Origin of the sequence: Stutzerimonas decontaminans, from assembly GCF_000661915.1 — a bacterium.
Lineage (GTDB): Bacteria > Pseudomonadota > Gammaproteobacteria > Pseudomonadales > Pseudomonadaceae > Stutzerimonas > Stutzerimonas decontaminans.
On the sequence record NZ_CP007509.1, the window covers coordinates 4,306,648 to 4,326,840 of the forward strand.

A 20,193-nucleotide genomic window follows, 5' to 3' on the forward strand; every position below is an offset into this window, starting at 1 on the left:
GTGTACACGCAGCGCCGTTCGTCGGGGATTTTCTCGCCGGTCGTCTGAACCTCGTGCCCTCGGCGTAGTCTTTTGCTGACCACTCGACAACGGCTTCCGCTGTCGAGTGTTTTCGTTACGCGACCCGTCTGAATTACTCAGGCCATGGACAGCCGAGCAGGACATTTTGAACGCCGATTACAGCGCCCCCGCAGCGACCTGGAACGAAGCTGAACGGCTGGCTGCACTGGCTCGTTACCCCGCGCTGGACGCTCCTTCCGACGCGGACTTCGCCGAGCTCGCCGCCATGGCTGCGCAGCTGTGTGCCTGTCCGGCAGCAGCCATCCACTTCATCGACGCGCACTATCAGCGCTGCATGGCCGCCATCTGCCTGCCTCAACAACCGGTTGCTCGCGAACATGCGCTGTGCGCCGCGGTCATTCAGCAAGCCGGACCGCTGGCGGTGTACTACGCAAACGGCCCCGCCGCCCCGCGGGAGCTGCCGCGTTTAGTCGACGGGGAAGTTGCCGGCTTCTATGCCGCCGCAATCTTGCGTGACGGCGGCGGACTGCCGCTGGGCACCCTGTGCGTCTGCGACCACCAACCGCGCGAGCTGACAGCGCAACAAGCTGCGCAGCTGCAGGCCGTCGCGCGGCAGATCATGGCGTTGCTGGAGCTACGCCGGCTCCGCGCCGAGGAGGAGCGCAGCAGGCAGATCATCGACAGCGCACAGGATTACGCCATCCTCGCGACCGATCTGAACGGCTACATCACCAGCTGGAACAGCGGCGCACAGTTGCTGTTCGGCTGGCCCGCCGACGAAGCCATCGGGCAGCATGCCAGGCTGATCTTCACCATTGAAGATCGCGCGCAGAACGCCGATCAACAGGAAATGCGCAGCGCGCTCGAGCAGGGCAGAGCCGTCGATGAACGCTGGCATCAGCGCAAGGACGGCTCACGCTTCTGGGCCAGCGGCCTCCTCACTCCGTTGCTGGCCGACGGCCAGCCGCGGGGTTTCGTAAAGATTCTGCGCGACCTGACCGAGAGCCGCCTGCAACAGGCTGCCGCCCGCGAGACCGAAGAGCGCTACCGCACCCTGGTCGATCTCAGCCCACAGGTGGTCTGGCAGTGCGATGCACAGGGTCAGCTGAACTTCTGCAACAGCTATTGGTGCGAGTTCACCGGTCTCGACGAGCAACAGTCACGCGGTGAAGGCTGGCTTGCGGCGGTCACGGCCAGCGAGCGCGAGGCACTTGCCGAACAATGGCGGCAGGCCATCCGCCGGGAGCTGCCGTACCGGCTGGAACTGCCGCTACGAGATGTCGATGGCAACCTGCGCTGGTTCCAGGCCAACGCTGCGCCCATCTACGATGCAGACGGCGACCTGCTGCATTGGATTTGCGTGGCGCAGGACGTCGACAGCCGCCGGCGTTCGGAAATGCAGCGTCTGGAAAGCGAGGCCTTTACCCGTCTGCTACTCGATTCGGCCAACGAGGGCTTCTACTCGATCGACCGCAACGGCGCCGTCACCCTGTGCAACGACGCCTTTCTCAACATCCTCGGCTTCGCCAGCCGCGAAGAGGTGCTCGGCAAGCACCTGCATGAGGTGATCCACCACAGCCGTCCGGATGGCAGCCCCTATCCGGTGCAGGAATGCCCGATCCAGCATACGGCGATCACAGGCGAGCCACGGCATGTGGAGCAGGAGCTGTTCTTCCGCGTCGACGGCAGCAGCCTGCCGGTGGAGTACCGCGTGGCGCCGATTTACCGCGACGGCGAGCTGCAGGGCGCGATCTGCACCTTCAGCGATATCAGCGAGCGCACTCAGCATCAGGCACTGCAGGCATTCCTGCTGGAGCTGAGCGATTGCCTGCAGGCCGATAGCGAGCGTGTCGACCTCTGCTGCGTGCTCGATGCGCGACTGGCGCAGCTGACCCGTTGCGACTGCATCGCCTGGGGTCGTGTCGAGGACGGCGAGCTGATCGTGCAACAGGAGTGGCTGGCAGCGAACGCCGCGAGTCGCCTCGGCCGTCACCCCATGGGGGCCGACGGCATGGAGCTCGTCGCCCGGCTACCGCACGAACACATCGTCGTGCTCGACGCCGAGCAACCCCTGCGCCACAGCCTGGCTGGTGCGACGCTGCTGATCAGCGAGCTGCCAGGCGTTGAGTCCAGCAACCGACCCGCGCTGCTCATCTTTGTCCGCAGCCATGCGCAACCCTGGAGCCTGGACGACGTCACCCTGGCCCGCGAAGTACAGGAACGCCTGCGCGGCGCCGCCGACCGCATTCGGGCGAACAAGGCGCTGCGCGACGCCGAACAGCGCATCAGCCTGGCCAACGAAATCGCCTCGATCGGCGTCTGGGAGTACCGCGACAGCCAACATTCCCTGCACTGGGACGCCCAGCTCAAGGCCATGGCCGGCATAACGCCGGATCAGCCAGGGCTGGATGTGCATGAAATCCTCGCACGGGTGCATCCCGACGATCGCGGCAAGCTGCTCAAGGCGCTAGGCGACACCCTGGCCGGCAAAGGCGACGGCGAGTTTCAGCTGGACTACCGGATCTTCGATACCCGCATCGGCGAATTCGTCTGGCTGGCCAATCGGGGCCGCCGGCTGCTCGACCCCAGCGGGGAGCTGCGCATCCTCGGCACCGCACGCAACATCACTGCCGAGCGCAACGCAGCCGAACGCATGCTGCGCATGAACGAGATGCTCGAAGCGCAGATCAAGGATCGCCAACAGGCCGAGCAGCGCCAGACGGCACTGGTTGAACTGGGCGACCTGTTGCGCGAGCAGCACGACAGCCAGACCATCGCCCATGCGGCTGTCAGCGTGATCGGCCGCACGATCGGCGTATCACGCGTGCTGTTCGCCAGCGTCGATGCATCCAGCCAGAGCGCCACCATCGAGCGCTACTGGAGCGACGGCAGCTCCGACAGCAGCAACGAGATGGTCCATTTCGCCGACTATGGCGACTTCTTCTACGATCTGCAGGAAAACGAGCTGGTAGTAATCGAAGACGTGCTGCACGACGCGCGCACCGCCAGCCACGCCGAGAACTTCGCCGAAAGCCAGATCCGCAGCCTCGTCTGCGTGCCGCTGTTCGAGCAGGGCCGCATTTCCGCTGTGTTCATGCTGCTCGAAGATCAGCCGCGCAGCTGGTTCGATGACGACGTCTCCTTCATCCGCGAAGTCGCCGACCGCGCCTGGACGGCCGACGAGCGCATGCGCGCGGAACGGGCGCTGCGCGAGAGCGAAGAGCAGTTCCGCACCCTGGCCGACAACATGAGCCAGTTCGCCTGGATGGCCGACCCCACCGGGCGCATCTACTGGTACAACAAGCGCTGGTACGACTACACCGGCACCACCGGCGAGGCCATGCGCGCCCTGGGCTGGCGCGCCGTGAACCACCCCGATCACCACGAACGGGTCAGTGCCTCGATGAAGCGCGCCTTCGCCATCGGCTCGATCTGGGAGGAGACCTTTCCACTGCGTGGCAAGGACGGCAAGTACCGCTGGTTCCTCTCGCGCGCGCTGCCCATTCGCGACGATTTCGGCCAGGTCACCCACTGGTTCGGCACCAATACCGACGTTACCGCCCAGGTCGCCGCCGAGGAGGCGCTGCGCGAGCTGAATGACAGCCTCGAACGCCGCGTGGCGGAACGCACACGCGAACTGGCGGCGATCAACAGCCGCCTGCACATCGAAATGGCCGAGCGCGAGCGAGCCGAGGACGCTCTGCGCCACGCGCAGAAGATGGAAGCCATTGGTCAACTCACCGGCGGTCTGGCGCACGACTTCAACAACATGCTGACCGGTGTGCTCGGCGCGCTCGACCTCATCCAGCGGCGCGTCGCCAGCGGCAGCACCGGTGAGCTGGATCGCTACATCGACGCCGCCACCACCTCGGCCAATCGCGCCGCGGCGCTGACGCATCGCCTGCTGGCGTTCGCCCGCCGGCAGTCACTGGACCCGAAGCCCGTCGATGTGAACCTGTTGGTGGTGTCGATGGAGGACATGCTGCGCCGCACCATGGGCGAACACATCCAGCTGGAAGTCGAGCTGCAGGCCGACGCCTGGCTCGCCTATACCGACGGCCATCAGCTGGAAAATGCCCTGCTCAATCTGGTCATCAACGCCCGCGATGCCATGCCTGACGGGGGCAAACTCGGCGTCCATACTGAGAACCTGCGCATCGAGCAGCATCATCCAGACACCCCGGAACCGGGCGACTACGTGGTGCTCTGCGTCGCCGACAACGGTGCGGGCATGTCGGCACAGACCATCGCCAAAGCGTTCGATCCATTCTTCACCACCAAACCGATTGGCCAGGGCACCGGCCTTGGCCTGTCGATGGTCTACGGCTTCGCCAAGCAGACCGGGGGCCACGTGCGCATCGACAGCAAGCTGGGCGAAGGCACCCGAGTGACCCTCTACCTCCCGCGCAACCAGAACGAGGGCGATGTTGAGCCGGCCACGAAACAACAGCTCGACGCGCCCAGCGCAACGAACGGCGAGATCGTACTGGTCGTGGAAGACGAAGCAGCAGTGCGCATGCTGGTGGTGGAGGTACTGCATGAGCTCGGCTATCAGGTTCTGGAGGCCTGCGATGCCAGTAGCGCACTGCCTTACCTGCACGGCGATCAGCGCCTCGATCTACTGGTCAGCGACTTCGGCCTGCCTGGCCTCAACGGCCGGCAGTTGGTGGAAAGCGCGCGGGAGCATCGGCCCGAGCTGAAGGTGCTATTCATTACCGGTTACGTGCCGGACGAAGAGATGCGCAACGATTTTCTTGGCCCAGGCATGGATATCCTGGCCAAGCCATTCAGCATCGACATCCTCGCTGCGCGCATCCGGCGCCTGATCGACGGGCGCGACTAGCCGCGCCCGGAACTCTCCTTCGCACATCGCACTCTCAGAAGGACGATAGCAAGGAGGTTTCCGCTCATGCGCAAGACACTTATTGCAGCTTTCACCCTAGCCCTAGCGCCACTTGGCAGCGCCGTGGCCGATGGCCTGGTACGTGACATCCTTTCCTCCGGGGCGACCACCGCCTCGACCTACCTGACCTTCAAGGACGACAAGCTGGTGATTCCGGCACGTGAGGACGCGGGCAGCTTCGTCGCCAGCAACGGCGAGATCCGCGGTCCGTACCTGGAGGCCATGCTCAAGCAATTGCGTAGCGAGCAGCCCGACCTGCAGGCCTCCGACATGGAGCTTGCTAGCGCAATTCTGGCGAGCGAACAGTCGCGCTGAGCGCACGCCCAACCATCACCGACTTACGCGAGGGCAGTTCATGAAGAAGAGCGCTTCCGCCGCCTGGCAAGGCGGCCTGAAAGACGGCAAGGGCACCATCAGCACCGAAAGCGGTGCATTGAAGGACAACCCCTACGGCTTCAACACCCGCTTCGAAGGCGCACCCGGAACCAACCCGGAAGAACTGATCGGAGCAGCCCATGCCGGCTGCTTCTCCATGGCGCTGTCCATGATGCTCGGCCAGGCCGGGCTTACCGCCGAGCGCATTGACACCCGCGCCGAGGTCACCCTCGACAAGGACGGCGAAGGCTTCAGCATCACCGCGATCGATCTCACGCTCAAGGCGCGCATCCCCGGTGCGGACGACGCGCAGTTCCAGCAGATCGCCAAGCAGGCGAAGGAAGGCTGCCCGGTGTCGAAAGTGCTTAACGCGCGCATCAGCCTAAACGCCACGCTGGAAGGCTGATCGGCCCGGTAGGCCAGACGCCCGACCGACTCGGCTGACGCAAAAAAAAAACGCCACACCGTTGCCGGGGTGGCGTTTATGCATCCAGCGGAAATCAGCCGCGGATGTTGTAGATGTCCTTCTCGTTCAACTCGGCATACTCATACAACCGCTTGAGATAGGCACTCTGTTGCTCCCATACCTTGGAAGCGACCGGATCGGCCTTGGCGGAAGCATCGACCACTTCGGCGGCGACTTCCTTCAGGCGGGCCAGCACTTCGTCTGGCAGACGACGCACTTCAACGCCCTGCTCACGCAGCTGCTCCAGCGCCTCCATGTTCTTGGCGTTGTAGTCGTCGAGCATGTCGCCATTCACGTCACGCGCGGCAGCACGAACGATGGCTTTCAGATCATCCGGCAGGGTTTCCCACGCTTTGAGATTCACGTCCAGTTCGAAGGTGACGTTTGGCTCCTGCCAGCCCGGGGTGTAGTAGTACTTGGAGGCTTTGTGCAGGCCCAGCGCCAGATCGTTGTACGGCCCGATCCACTCGGTGGCGTCGATCGCGCCGGTCTGCAGGGCAGTGAAGATCTCGCCGGCCGGCATGTTCACCACGGTCCCGCCCATCTTGGTCAGCACTTCGCCGCCCAGGCCCGGGGTGCGCATCTTCAGGCCCTTGAAGTCATCGACCGAGTTGATTTCCTTGTTGAACCAGCCCGCGGTCTGCACGCCAGTGGCGCCACAGGCCATCGGCAGTACACCGTAGGGCTTGTAGACCTCTTCCCACAGCTGCATACCGCCGCCACGATGCAGCCAGGCATTCATTTCCTGCGCATTCGGGCCGAACGGCAGGGCGCAGAAGAACTGTGCGGCCGGTACCTTGCCTTTCCAGTAGTAAGGCGCTCCGTGGCCCATTTCCGCCGTGCCACGCGATACCGCATCGAATACTTCCAGCGCCGGGACCAGCTCACCCGCGGCGTAGACCTTGACCTTCAGCCGGCCACCGCTCATCTCGTTGACCAGATTGGCGAAACGCTCGGCACCGACACCCACGCCAGGGAAGTTCTTCGGCCAGGAGGTGACCATCTTCCAGTTGAATGTTTGCTGTTCGCTGGCCTGCTTGCTTTCGCCAGCGACCGGCTTGTCGCTCTTGTCATTGCAGCCGGCCAGAGCGGTAGCCGCCAGGCCCACGCCGGCGGCGGTAAGAATGTCACGACGTTTCATGTAGTTACTCCTTGTTATTTATTCTTATTGCGCAACGGCAAGGCCACGCTGTCTGCCGGACCGCTTACGCTGCCATTCCGTGCGCGCCCTCTGACCATGTTGGCCGCGGGGCGCATGCGGCGAAATCTGCGCCGGAAATGCAGACGCCATTCCGGGCTCAACTAACATTAGAGCCTCCGGCGTCTCAAGCCTAGCGTATAAGCTAAAAGTCGTAGGCCGATTGCTGCGAAGCGTCACTGCTGCAAGAATCGCCGCTTCCGCCAACCTTGCGTCTCCTAAGAAGGACTACAAATGTCCCACAGCCCCTCGCCCCTGCTGCGCGTGGCCGGCCTCATCGATGCGTGCAACATGCGCCTCGGCCAGTTATGCGCCTGGATCACCCTGTTTCTTGTCATCGGCACCGCCATCGTGGTGGTGCTGCGCTACGGTTTCGGCATCGGCGCCATCGCCCTGCAGGAAGCGGTGATGTACGGCCATGCGCTGGTGTTCATGGGCGCTGCCGCCTGGACCCTGCAGCGCAACGGCCATGTTCGCGTCGACATCTTCTATCAGAAGTTCAGCAGCCGTCGGCAGGCGACGGTCGACGGGATGGGCCACTTGCTGTTCCTCCTACCAGTGTGTCTGTTCCTCGGCTGGAACAGCTGGGATTACGTCAGCAACTCCTGGTCGACGCTGGAGGGCTCGAATGAGTCCGGCGGGCTGAAGTTCGTCTACCTGCAGAAAAGCATCATCCTGCTGCTGGTTGCCAGCCTCGCCCTGCAGGCCGTTTCCGACCTGATCAAGGCGGGCTATCGCATTGCCGGCCGCCTGCCGGAAGCGGAGGTGAAGCATGGCTGAGTTCATGGCCATCCTGCTGTTCATCAGCATCTGCTTTGCCCTCATGTCGGGTTACCCGGTCGCCTTCACGCTCGGCGGTATGGCGCTGCTGTTCGCCGGCATCGGCGTGGTCACGGGCTCCTTCGACGTGGGCTACCTTCACGCGCTGCCAAACCGCATCTTCGGCATCATGAACAACCAGACGATGCTGGCGGTGCCGCTGTTCGTCTTCATGGGCGTGATGCTGGAGAAATCCCGCGTCGCCGAAGACCTGCTGGAATCGATGTCGCGCCTGTTCGGCACCATGCGTGGCGGCCTGGCGATCTCGGTCTGCGTGGTCGGCGCGCTGCTCGCGGCCAGCACCGGCATCGTCGGCGCCACCGTGGTCACCATGGGCCTGCTGGCGCTGCCGACCATGCTGCGTCGCGGCTACGACCCGGCCATTGCCACCGGCACCCTCGCCGCCACCGGCACCCTCGGCCAGATCATCCCGCCATCGATCATCCTGGTTCTGCTCGGCGACGTGATGTCCAGCGCCTTCCAGCAGGCGCAGCTGAAGATGGGCATCTTCTCGCCGAAGACCGTTTCGGTCGGTGACCTGTTCGTCGGCGCGCTGATTCCGGGCCTCGTGCTGGTCGGCATGTACATTCTCTACCTCATCGCCGTGGCGATCTTCCAGCCGAAGAAACTGCCCGCCCTGCCGCAGGAAGAGCTGGGCCCGATCGAATGGGGCAAGCTGATCGGTGCGCTGCTGCCACCGCTGGCACTGATCACCGCGGTCCTCGGCTCGATTCTGGCTGGCTATGCCACCCCGACCGAGGCTGCCGCGATCGGAGCCCTCGGCGCCACCTTGCTGTCGATCGCCAAGGGCCAGCTGAACTTCAGCCAGCTCAAGCAGGTGGCCTTCGGCACCACCGAAATCACCTCGATGGTGTTCCTCATCCTCATTGGTGCGTCGCTGTTCTCGCTGGTGTTCCGCGGCTTTGGCGGTGAAGCGCTGATCGAAGACGCGCTGCACTCGCTGCCTGGTGGTGTGCTCGGCGCCTTCCTGGTGGTGATGCTGGTCATCTTCCTGCTTGGCTTCATCCTCGACTTCATCGAGATCATCTTCGTGGTGGTGCCCATCGTCGGCCCGATCCTGCTCGCCATGGGCCTGGACCCGGTTTGGCTCGGCGTAATGTTCGCCATCAACCTGCAGACGTCGTTCCTCACCCCGCCATTCGGCTTCTCGCTGTTCTACCTGCGCGGCGTTACACCCCGCAGCGTACCCACCAGCGTGATGTACAAAGGCGTGCTGCCGTTCATCGCGATCCAGATCGGTATGCTGGTGGTGGCCTATATGTGGCCGGGAATCGTCACCTGGCTGCCTGAGCAGGTCTACGGCAAGTAATACCCGCCCAGCAACGCCCGTCCACGACGGGCGTTGTGCTTTCAGCCGTACCGTACCGCTACAATCGGCTCCCCGCCGAACGCCTGTCCCGTCGATGTCAACTGCCCCCAGCATGCACGAGCGCTTTCATGCGCTGGACCGTTTCCTCACCGAGCATCAGTCGCTGTGGCGGCCGCGCCCGTTCGTCTGCCGAACACTGCCCTGGGAAGCCGACTACCCCGAACTCGCCGCCTGGCTCCGTGCCCGCTCACTGGCCGACGCCGAAACCGCGCACAACCAGCCAGGCGAACTCGCCGCACCGGAGCCTTTCCCGCACCTGGCTGCGTTTGCCTGCGAGCTGGGCCAGATCGATGAACTGCCCGCAAGCGAGCTGCCGGCTGTTGAACATCGCCAGAATCTCGACATACCAGGGCGCAAATCACTGCAGATCCAGGCATTCGGCGCGCGCCTGCGGTTCCGCGAAAAGCCGCTTCACTGGTTGGACTGGTGCGCGGGCAAAGGGCACCTCGGGCGGCATCTGGCCCGCGACGGAGCCGCGCTGACTTGCCTGGAATGGGACGAGGCTCTGGTCGAAGCAGGCGCGCAACTCAGCCAGCGCCTCGGCATCGCGGCAAGTCATCGCTGCCAGGACGTGCTGGCCGCAAGCGCTGCGGAGCAGCTGCACGCCTTCCACACGCCTGTCGCCCTGCATGCCTGCGGCGACCTGCATGTCCGGCTGCTGCAGCTGGCCATCGCCAAACAATGCCGCCAGCTCGCCGTTGCGCCCTGCTGCTACAACCGCACGTCCAATGAGCGTTACACCCCGCTGTCGCAGGCGGCGAGGGCGTCATCGTTGCAGCTCAGCCGCGATGATCTTGGGTTGCCACTGAGCGAAACGGTCACCGCCGGCGCCCGCGAACGGCGCAACCGTGATCAATCCATGGCCTGGCGCCTGGGCTTCGATACCTTGCAACGCCGCTTGCGCCAGCAGGATGACTACCTACCGACACCGTCGCTACCAAGTGCCTGGCTGAAGAAAGACTTCGCAGACTATTGCCGCGACCTCGCCATGCTCAAGCAGCTACCGGCACCTGGCGAAGAGAACTGGGAGGCGCTGGAACGCGCCGGCTGGCAGCGCCTGGCCGAAGTTCGCAACCTGGAACTGGTACGCGGCCTGTTCCGCCGCCCGCTCGAACTCTGGCTGCTGCTCGACCGTGCACTGCTGCTGGAAGAACAAGGCTACCGCGTTCGCTTGGGCACCTTCTGTCCCAGCCAACTGACCCCCAGGAACCTGCTGTTGCTCGCCGAACTCGACGCGCCCGCACAGAATGTGAAGCGGCCTGAATAAGCGACTGCAAGTCACCGTAACCAAACGGTTTACTCGCCGCGCGCAATGGATATAATGGCGACCCTCACTTGCCGGTATAGCTCAGCTGGTAGAGCAACTGACTTGTAATCAGTAGGTCCCGGGTTCGACTCCTGGTGCCGGCACCATACAAATCAAAGGGTTACGTGAAAGCGTAGCCCTTTTTTGTGCCTGAAATTCGGCTTGGGGTAGGATTGGGGTAGGGATTTGCCACCACACCACCACTCGGTTAGAAAAAATCTGCACCAGTCTTACGACCGCTCATCGGGCTATTTCATCCGCCATCACCGATGACGCCCTCCGCATCACATCCCCCGCCATCAAAATCTAGGCATTACCAGCATCTTGAAGGCTACTCATGGTCAGAGCCTTTTTCGCCGATATCCCGTAAAGTGCCACCTTGCAGGGCCTCTGCGGGCAGCATAGGGTGATTGGGCGGGTCGACAGACCTGGCTTCAGGAACACAGCGCCAGAGGATTCTTGTGTCATGGTGGCTGCATGCGGGGCGCTTCGGCGCGCCGAGTTCCTAGAGTCTCGGTCTTCCACACCCGCATGCAGCCGCCACCCTTCGTGTGGAAGCGAAAGGTGGTGGCCTCTCTAAAACTCTAGAGGTCACCCTATGCCGCAGACCAACATCCCTTCGGGCACCACCGACTCAGTGCCCCAAGCCCTCGACGCGTTTAATGGCCTGTTCACTGTTCGCACTGACGTCACCTCCGGCCAACTGCATGATGAAGCCCAGCTTCGCCAAAACGCCGCAGTCGGCATGCTCCACGCACTCTCCAGTGCAAGTGACTTGAACACCTTGGAAAACCATTTGCTTCTGGACTGCATCATGGCACTACGGCTGCTGTGCTCCGATGCGGCTGCGCTGTACGCGGCAGCATGCGAACGCAGCAAAGCAGAAAATCTGCTCCAGCCTTAAGCGTCCTTACGCGCTAACTCGGTCTCGAAGCGCTGCACGAATTCGACGAGGCCGATGTTCAGCGCGTGGCAGATATCCCGCAGTTGGACGAGATCAATCCGGCGCAAGCCGCGCTCGATATCGCTAGCAAACGACTGTGGGCGCTCCAGCGCTTGGGCGAATTGCGCCTGGGTCAAACCAGCTTCCACTCGACACTGCTTTAGCAGTCTGAGCAGCACCAGGTTCTCATCCCGATACACCGACTTTTCCAACGGGTACACCTCACGCTTGACAATCCGGCAAGGGTATATCTAATCTACAGATATCTGATTTACAGATTATCTGGATAAAGGTTCACGGAGCCATTCATGGATACCCTCACCAAGACACCATCGAGCAATTCGGAAATCCTGTTTTTGATCGACAAGAAAACACAGCAAACCAAGATCGAACTTGGCTCACTGCTCTGCGCGTTCAGCGCACCCACCACCCTGGCTAAAGCTGCAGCTTCGATCTGGGAAAACGAGCTCTTAATTAAAGAGGATCCCGACTCAGGATCACCGCTGTACTACTTACCAATGCAGCTATCTGCTGACTTCATCGATCTGATTCTTGACCAGTTGGATTCAGATAGCAGAACAGATGCCGTGCAATTCCGAGATGCTTGCCGAACCATTGAAGCTAGCGCCAACAAGATTTCCAGGCTGCAACAGACCAAACCCCACGTCTACGAGACATGGCTGAAGTGGATGGACTCTGATGAAGCCACGCAAACAATGCACAAGATCCTCAGCAGACAGCATCAACACCCACCGGCCACTTCCCCCAACCATGCAGCTCCGGGAGGACAGTAATCCGATGCGCGCCACCAAAATCAAAATCCAGGGACTGTCGATTCCAAGTCTGATCAGCAGCGACAATGAGCGTTACTGGCCGATACGCCCCATTTGCGAAGCTATGGGTCTTAACTGGCATGCTCAAGCCGCCAAACTGCAGCCCCCTCGCTACAGCCCGACCGAGCATGACGTTGCCCTGCCTGGGGAACCACTGCTGAAACGAATGCTGTGCCTGCCGCAGTCGGAATTCGAGTTCTGGCTGAAAAGCCTTAGCTCGCGCAAGGTTTCCCCCGGCGCCCGCATGCGACTCGATCAGTTGCGCGCACATTTCTTTGGTGAGCCCACACCGCTGGCAGGGCCGACACCGCCAACTGCAACGGCAGCACCTGCGGTGCTGAAGCGGATTCTGAACTGGCGAGCGCAACAGGCTGAGCCAGGAAACCGCAAAGCCGTGCTCAAAGAGCTCTCCGACCAATTCAGTGCGAAAAACGGTTTTGAAATTGCTGAAGCGCAGGAGCACCAGTTGCGTGGAGCCGTCGCTTCGCTCAGCACGATCATTTATCAGCATGACCGCTCGAAATCGCCAAGCCAGATGCCTGTTTCACAACGGGTCGACGCGATCATCAAATCCATCGTGGATGCCCGCCCTCAGCGCATTCATCTGCTCGACTCGGACTTTGCGGCCCTGTTGTGCAGCATTGAGCTTGAGGAGCACCACCATAGCAGCGCTCAGCACGAACAGCCTTAGACCATGGCCACACTTAGGGAAATGGCGGACTTGCTGTATTCAGCAGGCGAGCCGATGAGCGGCAGTGGCATGAACGACACTGAGGCCATGGCCTATGCACGGCAGCATTTTGTTTATGGCGGCTATTGCTTGGTGCGGAACTGGCGGTGGCTTGATCTGGATGTCACTGAAAGCCAGCGCCTACAACTGGCAAAGACCCGACGACAACCTGCTCTGGTCTATGCACACACGGTTATCTTCGACAGTGAAAGACGGTGGGATGTCGGAGACTTCGTCCGAACGTCGCTTCTGCACCATCACGAGGAGTTCCATTTCAGAACGCTCAATACAGCCTACTTGCTTCTAGGACCAGGCACGCGCATCCAGGTCAGCGCAGACGCCGTTGCGAGCATTTTCTGATCGAGCCAACACATTTACTGATCTGTCGACATAGCCATGTATACACACCCAGTCTTGCAGAAGCTGCTGGAGCAGGTCGAAGACCTTCCTTTCAGCAGACCCGTCACCGGATACCTGACTGATGCCTATATTCGCGGATCAAGCGGCTACGGGATCACTTACCGGCATGTGAGAGCTGATCGTTTCAGTGACGGTGCCTACATTCATACATCAGCCATCGTTCAGGCTGAGCGAGAGGGGCCGTTTTGGGTGCTGCACACGCTAAGTGGCAGCTTCTACGTAATCCTCAGCTTCAACATTTTAAAAGGTGCGCAATCGCTGGATGACTATCTGCATCGAATGCTAACTATGGAGTATCCAGAGCCATGGCAGCTGCACTAGCAGTGCGATGGGATAGCCGATGCGACATGACCTGCGTATCGCAGGAGGCACTGCGACACTCAGTGAGTGTCGCGGAACCCCTATGCGACACACGTGGACTGTCGCACAGATACGCTGCGACACGCTGGCCATGTCGCAACGATACACCGTGTATGTCGCACCATGACTTTGCGACACTCGGGGTCGTGCCGCTAGCGGCAGTTTGAGTGCCCAATACGGCGCTGAAAGTGGCCCAAACCGACACCGAGCTGGCCAGTTATGGCGCTCAGCGTGCCAAAACTGGCACTCCTTTTTTTGGTTATATTATCGCTACAACCCTTGAAAACACTGACTTCGGCGACTTTTTTTCATAACCAAATCGCCACTGCGTGGCTAGCATTTTTGAATGCCCCATTTCGACACGCCAGCCACGCACCGCTTCGCGCTACCCCGGCTCGTCCTTTCAGCGCCATGGCGCTGGCTGCTCTTCGATTTTGATGACAAAACGCTTGCGCGCGCTTTTGCTCACGGCGCACGCTGAATTTAGATGAAGCGGGTCGCGTGAGTGAGAGCGCGCAACCCTTACTCGCGCCGCGAGTAAGGGGGCGTTGAGGCAGTTCGGACGTAACGAGAAAAACGGAGCGGCTGCGGAGTGTTTCAGTGGAGTTCGAGCTGACACAACGCCGTTCGCGAAGCGGCTTAGCTTTGTCATCAAAACAACAAGAAGAGAGATGACAGCGATGCAACCTACGACCTTGCAGCGGTACCAAACCCGGGCACAAAACTTTTATCGGTCTCACTGCGGTGAGGACGATCCATCTTCGGCGCAGATCTGCGCAGCTTTGCTTGCCTGTGCACCGGACTATCGACCGAATGCGTTCAGCACCCTCAAGAACACCCTAATGAATGACCAGCTTGCCCGGCGAAACATCGAGGCAGCAAACACCATCAGAGCGCTGGTCAACCCGGTCACGGCACCAGGCAGTCAGATAGTGAAAAAGCCCAAGCCGGGGCAGATTCGGAAAGTCCCCTTCGAAGACTTTAAATTGCTGCACCAGCACCTGCGCGCAGGCGGCAATCTCGACGAAGCCGCATCACTGGTGCTCGCTTATTGCCTCGGTGTACGCCCATGCGAGATGCGCACGATCACTATCTCCGGCAACCACGTGCACATCATTGGAGGCAAGAAATCGGCTGAACTGCACCGTGGCGCTGACCGCACCTTGGTAATCGACAAACCAAGAACGCTGAAGTTGGTGGAATGGGCCGCGCAGTGGATGGCCGGGTGCCCACGCACTAATACCGCCATCAGAGACTGCCTGCGCAAGGAGTGCCGACGCCTCTGGCCCAAGAGGAAAAAGCAGCCAACGCTGAAAAGCTTCCGGCACCAGATGGGATCAATTCTGAAAGCATCCGGAGAAAGCCCAGAAAGCATGGCTTACATCATGGGGCACCAGTCCATCTCGTCGATCAGCGTGTACGGTGATGGCCGACTGGGCGCAGGCATGAAATCACATGTACGCCCCGCAGAGAGCGCCGTCTTGGCGAGCATTCGCCAGCCGCAGAAGCCACCTCGATATGGTCAGGGGCGCATTCTGGGAGCAATCGAATTTCCCGCCGCAACCCGGGGCCATTGGTATACGGAGATGAAGCAACGGCAAGCAGGCAAGATCCTACCTGCTCCGCAGTCGTAGCCACGTGACTGCTGTGAGTGGCCCCTAGTCGCAGGGATCTATAGCTCGCATGAAAAATCTCCAGACATGCTCGGGGCTATTGAATGAGCTATTGCGGCCAAGCACTCTGGGGCCGGGGAAGTATGGCTGTGGCACCTTGTGACCACCACCGTGGATGGGCACCACCCACATTCCCACAGCTGTATCACCCGCCACCCCGATGCCAGTAACACAGCCTTGTTCCTGGTATCTCGGGCGACGTTCTGGTCAAATTTTCTCTGCCAGAAGTCCAACCGGGTCTTGGGGCTAGTAGCGTAGCGACATCCGGGGTGTCTGTGCCAAAAGCAACCGTGAACAAAAATGCAGACACGATAGCGAGAAAGCACCAAATCAGGCTTTCCAGGAAGATCCTTCTGGTGCAGGCGATACCTGAAACCATGCCGATGCAGCAGGCGTCGGACCTTCATTTCTGGTGACGTGTTGCTGCCCCGAATGCCCGCCATCATGCGAGACCTGACTTCCTTACTGACTATGTCCATGACTCAAGGCCAAAAGAATCTTTTCGATAGTACGCCCACAGACCCTACAGGTGAGCTCGACCACGCCATTCAGGTGGTGGACCTCTTCGCGGGGCCGGGTGGCCTGGGTGAGGGATTCACTTCATTCGGGGACGGTAGACGGTTCGACATAGTTGTGGCAACCCAAGCGACATCACCCATTGGTAAAGTCATCAGGCTACTTTATCGAAATTCAAAACTAGCTCACCAATACCCCATCGAGAGCCTCCGCCCCGACTTAAGCTCACGGAACGGGCGCTCTGCTGCAAAAACTAACAAACAACGAGTGCAGGATGGTTCATTACCTCAGCTCAATGTAGATTTTGTAACCAATGGTAGCCAACATCACCACTATCCCTGTGGCCATCACCAGCACACCACTGTCCCGTTCCCGCCGGCTGTAGCCGACCATCAGGAGCAGGAATCCCAGGCCGATCAGGCCAATCATCACTTCAAGTTCTCGCATCAGTCTCTGCCTTCATCATTGTGGCTGGTATCGGTGGGAGAGACCCAGCCGGGCACTCCGCGCCGGATCTGCCTGGAAAAATCGCTCGCATCGTTGGCCATCCGTGCCCGTTCGGTAAAGCGCCCGTGCTGACGCAACGTATCGAGGCTGTAGCCACCCTGCAGGCCACCGACCGACATGACATAGGCCGGCAGGTAGCCTGTCAGCAGCAAACGGTAATCGACCGGCAGTCCGCCAATGATCGTCTGCAGCATGTCGAAAACGATGGTGGTGCAGTTGGCCGTAATGGTGTTGTAGAAACGCGGCTGATCGACCAGGGCGTTGGCCTGCTGCACATAGGAGAGCAGCAACGCACGCATCGCCTCGTCGGGCATAGCAATACGATAGAGATAGCTGTCTTCGCCGCGCACGTTGGTGCGCACGCGCAAGGCATCACGCTCGTCAGTGGCGACGATGCTCAACTCGAACTGCTTGAAGAAACCGCCAATCTCCGAATAGGCCTCGCCTTGCTCCTTGCGCACCTCAACGGTGAACGTCAGAAAACGCCCATCCGTGAAGCCGAAAGAAACCAGAACATGGGCGATGGCCGGCATGCCCCAATAGGAGGTGATCAGGTCGACCGAGGCGAGCTGGTCGAGATCGTAGCGACGTGTTTCCCAGGCAACGTCATAGTCATCATCGCTGCGCCAGTTGAAGTTGCGCACATTGTGCAGGATGAGCTGATTGCCCACGAGCTCGCCCTGGGTCATCTGCGCGACATCACCAGCCCAGATACGCTGGTTTGACGGTTCCAGGCTTGTCCACCAGACCAGCAACGCGGCGAAGACAAGCACCTGACCGACAAGCGCCAGTATGGGACGCCCGCGCCACAGCAGAACCTGCAGAATGCAGCCAAGCAGGCACCAGCCCGCAATCAGCACCCAGGTTGCCAGCCCTCCAGTCTGGTAGAACAGCGCCAGCACGCCCCAGGCCATGATCAGAAAAAACGACAGCGCGAGGACACTGCGCAGGAGAAGACCCAACAGCCCGTTCATGGCGCTCGTACCGTAGCCACCTTGGGGCTGGCCAGGCCGGTGAGGTGTTCATGCAGCACGCGGCGAATTTCGATGATCGCCTGCGGTGTTTCCTGCACGCTGTGCCACGATGGCACGACCAGCTCCGAGTCGGCGCCAGCCAGGTGCGAGCTGGCGTACGGCACCACGCCGTCACTGGACAGCAGGACCTCGAGGTCTGGCGTGTAGTTGCCGATGATCGAGTGATAGTGCACTCGTGGCGAAATGGGCAGGTCGGCTGCGGCCTTGACGAAGGGGTCCTGGTTGCTCAGGTTGTCGATGCTGTTGAGGGGGCGCACCAACGCGACCGGTGCCGCCGCATTGGGGTCAACCAGCACTTGGGCAACCTCCTTGAAACGGTTCAACATCGACACCGGCATCTTCACCAGCCCTGCGGCCCAGCGCGACACGCGATTTTCGGCAAACGGGGTACCCCGGTGTGGCGCCGCAGCGAATACGGCCCGGCTCACCTGAGGCAATGGCTCGAAATACAGGTAGGGCCCGAGCTTCGCCCGGGCTTTTTCCAGGCGCGCGCCTTGCATCCCGTAACTTCCCAGCATGGCATCCCACAACTGGTCACCCGATGAGGACAGCATCAGCCGTGACAACACGCCCCCCATGCTGTGCCCGACCAGCACCATATCGTGGCTGGCCTTGGCCGTGCCTTGCGGATCGAAATTCGCCAAGGTCTGCTCGATGGCCTCGCGGATGGCCTGATTGTTGACGGCCAGCGGCAGGTTGGTCGGGTAGTAGACCTGCCAGATCTGGTAATTGCGGCGCAGTTCCTCGTCGCCCAGCACTTCATTGGCCACGTTGATCCAGGCCTCCGGGCTGCTGGCCAGGCCATGCAGCATGACCACGATGCGCCGGTCGGGATCGAACGGCTGCAGCAGGTAGACATGGGGGCGTTCCAACACTTCGCCGCGTCCGACCAGAGTCAGCAGGGACTGCCGGGCAAACCCGGAACGCGCCAGCCACAGGCCATAGCCCGACGTGAAGTTGGCCGCCAGGGGCGCCTGCACACCTGCCATGTCCACCGAATCCTGCCGGTAGGGGTCATAACCGATCACTTCCACCTGATAGGTGGACAACACCTGCTCCAGGGACTCCCCGGGAAAGCGCGCCACGGCAGTAATCGCCGGGAAGGGGGTTTCGCTCCAGGGTATTTCATCGCTCCCCTTGCTCACCACGCGCTTGGCCGTCACCGCTACCAACTCGGCACCCAGTCCATCCCGACGGTACTGGTTGCGCAACCCGCCAAAGGACAGGGACGCAGCCGGAATCAGCTCCTTCGGCAACAGGCGGTCATCGGCCAGCCTCACATCGGTCATGCGCCCGCCGATCGTCCAGCGCCCGGTCTTGAGGCGGAAATTACCCTGAGTGTCCTCGGGTGATGGTGGCCGTCCACGGTAGCGATCGAAGACCTCGACGAGCGCCTGCTGCACCGAAAAGTTGTAGTAGTCGCGCACCTGCGTCTGCCGGTCTTCCAGGGCGCGCTGGCTCGGTGTGCGGGTGGTCAGGAAGAGGTAGGCGTAGGCATACCGGGCACTCTCCAGGTAGGCATCGGTGCGGGCCTCCGCCGCCATCACCTTGCCGCCGTCCTGGGCTTCCTTCAGCCACAGCTCGGCCAGCGTGGAAAGCCGCTGTTCGTCACGCAACCCCGTTGTGCTGTCCAGCGCCTCGCGGCAGGCCGGCAGGTCAGCAAGGCAGCGCTTCTCATCACTGCCCACGACCTGCAGGGCAGCAACCGCCGAAGCACTGAGGTTGCCGGTGGTCAACACATCACCGCGGCGCTGGGCCAGGTAATCATTGTTGCTGACCGCCGTGACCTTGACCCCTGCACACCCGGCCAGCACTAGAACCAGCAGGACTGACGGAAAGCAACGCAGTGAACGACTCACAGTGAACGAAGTGGTGGTATAAGTTGAAGAGCTCACAATCGGTAGATACCCATTACGTCGGAGATGGCGCGGATCATCACGATCCGCATATGGTTCAGACGCCATCTCGACTGATACAGCGCGAAGTGATTCTGCTGGCGGTAGATGCCAGCCCCAAGTAAGTATCTGCGAATATCTTACGGCCTTATATCCGAAAAACTAAAACAACCAATTATCCCCGCATTAACAATATATCTACACCGGGAGAGGCCTGAGATAATACCTGCCACAGACACTCCGACTCATAATGAGACGCTACACATGTCCGATGACGGCCACAGAGCCCCACGCCTGATCAAGAAATACGCCAACCGCCGTTTGTACGACACCCATACCAGCACCCACGTCACCCTCCCCGACATCCGCCAGTTGGTCATCGACGAAGTACCGTTCCAGGTGGTCGACGCCAAGACTGGCGAGGATCTGACTCGCAGCATCCTGCTGCAGATCATTCAGGAAGCGGAAAGCGACGGCGAGCCGCTCTTCTCCAGCGATATGCTCAAGGGCATCATCCGTTTCTATGGCCCATTCCAGGGCATGCTCGGCAACTATCTGGAAAAGAGCATCCAGACTGTGATCGAAATCCAGACCCAGACCGGGGTGCAATCCTCACAGGCCTGGAGCGACTTTATGCACAAGCAGGTGCCCGTCATGCAGGAGATGATGAGCCAGTACGTAGAACAGTCGAAGAAGCTCTACTTGGGCACCCAGAACCTATTCGGTATGTTCGGCGGCATCCCACCCGGCAATTTCAGGCAGACGAAAAAAGACGGTGATGAGCAATGAAACTCATCACCGTCC

Annotated in this window: 19 protein-coding genes and 1 tRNA gene; 14 read left to right on the top strand and 6 right to left on the bottom strand. The window is 61.0% G+C overall.

The genetic code is table 11. The features are described 5' to 3' along the window. Window positions 1-166: 166 nt before the first annotated feature. The 3 genes from UIB01_RS19975 (at window position 167) to UIB01_RS19985 (ending at window position 5,705) form a co-directional block, all read left to right on the top strand. On the top strand, window positions 167-4,864 hold the full coding sequence (locus tag UIB01_RS19975; protein WP_038664401.1) for a PAS domain S-box protein: 4,698 nt from the start codon (window positions 167-169) through the stop codon (window positions 4,862-4,864). A gap of 66 nt (window positions 4,865-4,930) precedes the next feature. Next, window positions 4,931-5,239: a DUF2388 domain-containing protein gene (locus UIB01_RS19980; RefSeq protein ID WP_038664404.1), complete on the top strand. Its 309-nt coding sequence runs from the start codon at window positions 4,931-4,933 to the stop codon at window positions 5,237-5,239. Between the two features lie 40 nt (window positions 5,240-5,279). Then, complete coding sequence (locus UIB01_RS19985) at window positions 5,280-5,705, top strand: OsmC family protein (RefSeq protein ID WP_038664407.1); 426 nt, start codon at window positions 5,280-5,282, stop codon at window positions 5,703-5,705. Window positions 5,706-5,799: 94 nt separating this feature from the next. Here UIB01_RS19985 and UIB01_RS19990 read toward each other — a convergent pair whose 3' ends face one another. Then, window positions 5,800-6,906 (bottom strand): TRAP transporter substrate-binding protein, encoded by a 1,107-nt coding sequence (locus UIB01_RS19990; protein ID WP_038664410.1) that lies wholly within the window; start codon window positions 6,904-6,906, stop codon window positions 5,800-5,802. A gap of 291 nt (window positions 6,907-7,197) precedes the next feature. On the opposite strand from UIB01_RS19990, the gene UIB01_RS19995 reads away from it, so the two are divergent. The 5 genes from UIB01_RS19995 to UIB01_RS20015 all read left to right on the top strand — a co-directional run bounded on the left by UIB01_RS19995 (window position 7,198) and on the right by UIB01_RS20015 (window position 11,382). Next, window positions 7,198-7,743, top strand: a complete 546-nt coding sequence (locus tag UIB01_RS19995) for a TRAP transporter small permease subunit (protein WP_038664413.1) — start codon at window positions 7,198-7,200, stop codon at window positions 7,741-7,743. Further along, window positions 7,736-9,112 (top strand): TRAP transporter large permease, encoded by a 1,377-nt coding sequence (locus UIB01_RS20000; RefSeq protein ID WP_038664416.1) that lies wholly within the window; start codon window positions 7,736-7,738, stop codon window positions 9,110-9,112. Before UIB01_RS19995 ends, UIB01_RS20000 begins: the two co-directional genes overlap by 8 nt. A gap of 94 nt (window positions 9,113-9,206) precedes the next feature. Continuing rightward, window positions 9,207-10,439 carry a methyltransferase gene (locus tag UIB01_RS20005; RefSeq protein WP_038664419.1) on the top strand — a complete coding sequence of 411 codons (1,233 nt, stop codon included), beginning with the start codon at window positions 9,207-9,209 and terminating at the stop codon, window positions 10,437-10,439. 70 nt (window positions 10,440-10,509) lie between these two features. Beyond that, window positions 10,510-10,585: transfer RNA gene (locus tag UIB01_RS20010), tRNA-Thr, on the top strand. 491 nt (window positions 10,586-11,076) lie between these two features. Continuing rightward, the gene (locus tag UIB01_RS20015; RefSeq protein ID WP_038664426.1) at window positions 11,077-11,382 is read left to right on the top strand and encodes a hypothetical protein; all 306 of its coding nucleotides are present in this window, start codon (window positions 11,077-11,079) and stop codon (window positions 11,380-11,382) included. On the opposite strand, the gene UIB01_RS20020 is transcribed toward UIB01_RS20015, so the two are convergent. Next, a complete protein-coding gene (locus UIB01_RS20020; RefSeq protein ID WP_003464196.1) occupies window positions 11,379-11,633 on the bottom strand; it encodes a helix-turn-helix domain-containing protein in 255 nt (84 codons plus the stop codon). The genes UIB01_RS20015 and UIB01_RS20020 overlap by 4 nt on opposite strands. A 96-nt stretch (window positions 11,634-11,729) precedes the next feature. Between UIB01_RS20020 and UIB01_RS20025 the strand changes: the two genes are divergently transcribed. From UIB01_RS20025 to UIB01_RS20045, 5 genes are all read left to right on the top strand, one after another. Continuing rightward, window positions 11,730-12,215 (top strand): hypothetical protein, encoded by a 486-nt coding sequence (locus UIB01_RS20025; protein WP_003464199.1) that lies wholly within the window; start codon window positions 11,730-11,732, stop codon window positions 12,213-12,215. Window positions 12,216-12,219: 4 nt separating this feature from the next. After that, entirely contained in the window at window positions 12,220-12,945 is a 726-nt protein-coding gene (locus tag UIB01_RS20030) for a phage antirepressor N-terminal domain-containing protein (RefSeq protein WP_003464201.1), read from the top strand. A 69-nt stretch (window positions 12,946-13,014) separates the two neighbouring features. Next, window positions 13,015-13,344 carry a DUF6957 family protein gene (locus UIB01_RS20035; RefSeq protein ID WP_226342867.1) on the top strand — a complete coding sequence of 110 codons (330 nt, stop codon included), beginning with the start codon at window positions 13,015-13,017 and terminating at the stop codon, window positions 13,342-13,344. Window positions 13,345-13,380: 36 nt separating this feature from the next. After that, on the top strand, window positions 13,381-13,725 hold the full coding sequence (locus tag UIB01_RS20040) for a hypothetical protein (protein ID WP_050572642.1): 345 nt from the start codon (window positions 13,381-13,383) through the stop codon (window positions 13,723-13,725). A gap of 881 nt (window positions 13,726-14,606) precedes the next feature. Continuing rightward, a complete protein-coding gene (locus UIB01_RS20045) occupies window positions 14,607-15,398 on the top strand; it encodes a site-specific integrase (RefSeq protein ID WP_230585266.1) in 792 nt (263 codons plus the stop codon). Window positions 15,399-15,436: 38 nt separating this feature from the next. Here UIB01_RS20045 and UIB01_RS22955 read toward each other — a convergent pair whose 3' ends face one another. The 4 genes from UIB01_RS22955 to UIB01_RS20055 form a co-directional block, all read right to left on the bottom strand. Then, complete coding sequence (locus UIB01_RS22955) at window positions 15,437-15,916, bottom strand: very short patch repair endonuclease (protein ID WP_080695116.1); 480 nt, start codon at window positions 15,914-15,916, stop codon at window positions 15,437-15,439. Window positions 15,917-16,235: 319 nt separating this feature from the next. Further along, window positions 16,236-16,400 carry a hypothetical protein gene (locus tag UIB01_RS23325; protein WP_010563435.1) on the bottom strand — a complete coding sequence of 55 codons (165 nt, stop codon included), beginning with the start codon at window positions 16,398-16,400 and terminating at the stop codon, window positions 16,236-16,238. After that, window positions 16,400-17,434: an Lnb N-terminal periplasmic domain-containing protein gene (locus tag UIB01_RS20050; protein WP_003464218.1), complete on the bottom strand. Its 1,035-nt coding sequence runs from the start codon at window positions 17,432-17,434 to the stop codon at window positions 16,400-16,402. Before UIB01_RS20050 ends, UIB01_RS23325 begins: the two co-directional genes overlap by 1 nt. Then, window positions 17,431-19,353, bottom strand: a complete 1,923-nt coding sequence (locus UIB01_RS20055; protein ID WP_230585267.1) for an esterase/lipase family protein — start codon at window positions 19,351-19,353, stop codon at window positions 17,431-17,433. The genes UIB01_RS20050 and UIB01_RS20055 overlap by 4 nt, the downstream gene beginning before the upstream one ends. A gap of 300 nt (window positions 19,354-19,653) precedes the next feature. Between UIB01_RS20055 and phaR the strand changes: the two genes are divergently transcribed. Further along, entirely contained in the window at window positions 19,654-20,178 is a 525-nt protein-coding gene (gene phaR, locus UIB01_RS20060; RefSeq protein ID WP_010563433.1) for a polyhydroxyalkanoate synthesis repressor PhaR, read from the top strand. The last annotated feature ends 15 nt before the right edge of the window (window positions 20,179-20,193 follow it).

Excerpts from the sequence above, each read along its gene's own strand:
- UIB01_RS19990 (WP_038664410.1), bottom strand. The coding sequence starts at position 6,906 with ATGAAACGTCGTGACATTCTTACCGCCGCCGGCGTGGGCCTGGCGGCT.
- UIB01_RS20005 (WP_038664419.1), top strand. The coding sequence starts at position 9,207 with ATGTCAACTGCCCCCAGCATGCACGAGCGCTTTCATGCGCTGGACCGT.
- UIB01_RS20025 (WP_003464199.1), top strand. The coding sequence starts at position 11,730 with ATGGATACCCTCACCAAGACACCATCGAGCAATTCGGAAATCCTGTTT.
- UIB01_RS22955 (WP_080695116.1), bottom strand. The coding sequence starts at position 15,916 with ATGGACATAGTCAGTAAGGAAGTCAGGTCTCGCATGATGGCGGGCATT.
- UIB01_RS20000 (WP_038664416.1), top strand. The coding sequence starts at position 7,736 with ATGGCTGAGTTCATGGCCATCCTGCTGTTCATCAGCATCTGCTTTGCC.
- UIB01_RS20035 (WP_226342867.1), top strand. The coding sequence starts at position 13,015 with ATGAACGACACTGAGGCCATGGCCTATGCACGGCAGCATTTTGTTTAT.
- UIB01_RS19995 (WP_038664413.1), top strand. The coding sequence starts at position 7,198 with ATGTCCCACAGCCCCTCGCCCCTGCTGCGCGTGGCCGGCCTCATCGAT.
- UIB01_RS19985 (WP_038664407.1), top strand. The coding sequence starts at position 5,280 with ATGAAGAAGAGCGCTTCCGCCGCCTGGCAAGGCGGCCTGAAAGACGGC.
- UIB01_RS20015 (WP_038664426.1), top strand. The coding sequence starts at position 11,077 with ATGCCGCAGACCAACATCCCTTCGGGCACCACCGACTCAGTGCCCCAA.
- UIB01_RS20030 (WP_003464201.1), top strand. The coding sequence starts at position 12,220 with ATGCGCGCCACCAAAATCAAAATCCAGGGACTGTCGATTCCAAGTCTG.
- UIB01_RS20050 (WP_003464218.1), bottom strand. The coding sequence starts at position 17,434 with ATGAACGGGCTGTTGGGTCTTCTCCTGCGCAGTGTCCTCGCGCTGTCG.
- UIB01_RS20040 (WP_050572642.1), top strand. The coding sequence starts at position 13,381 with ATGTATACACACCCAGTCTTGCAGAAGCTGCTGGAGCAGGTCGAAGAC.
- UIB01_RS19980 (WP_038664404.1), top strand. The coding sequence starts at position 4,931 with ATGCGCAAGACACTTATTGCAGCTTTCACCCTAGCCCTAGCGCCACTT.
- UIB01_RS23325 (WP_010563435.1), bottom strand. The coding sequence starts at position 16,400 with ATGCGAGAACTTGAAGTGATGATTGGCCTGATCGGCCTGGGATTCCTG.
- phaR (WP_010563433.1), top strand. The coding sequence starts at position 19,654 with ATGTCCGATGACGGCCACAGAGCCCCACGCCTGATCAAGAAATACGCC.
- UIB01_RS20045 (WP_230585266.1), top strand. The coding sequence starts at position 14,607 with ATGAATGACCAGCTTGCCCGGCGAAACATCGAGGCAGCAAACACCATC.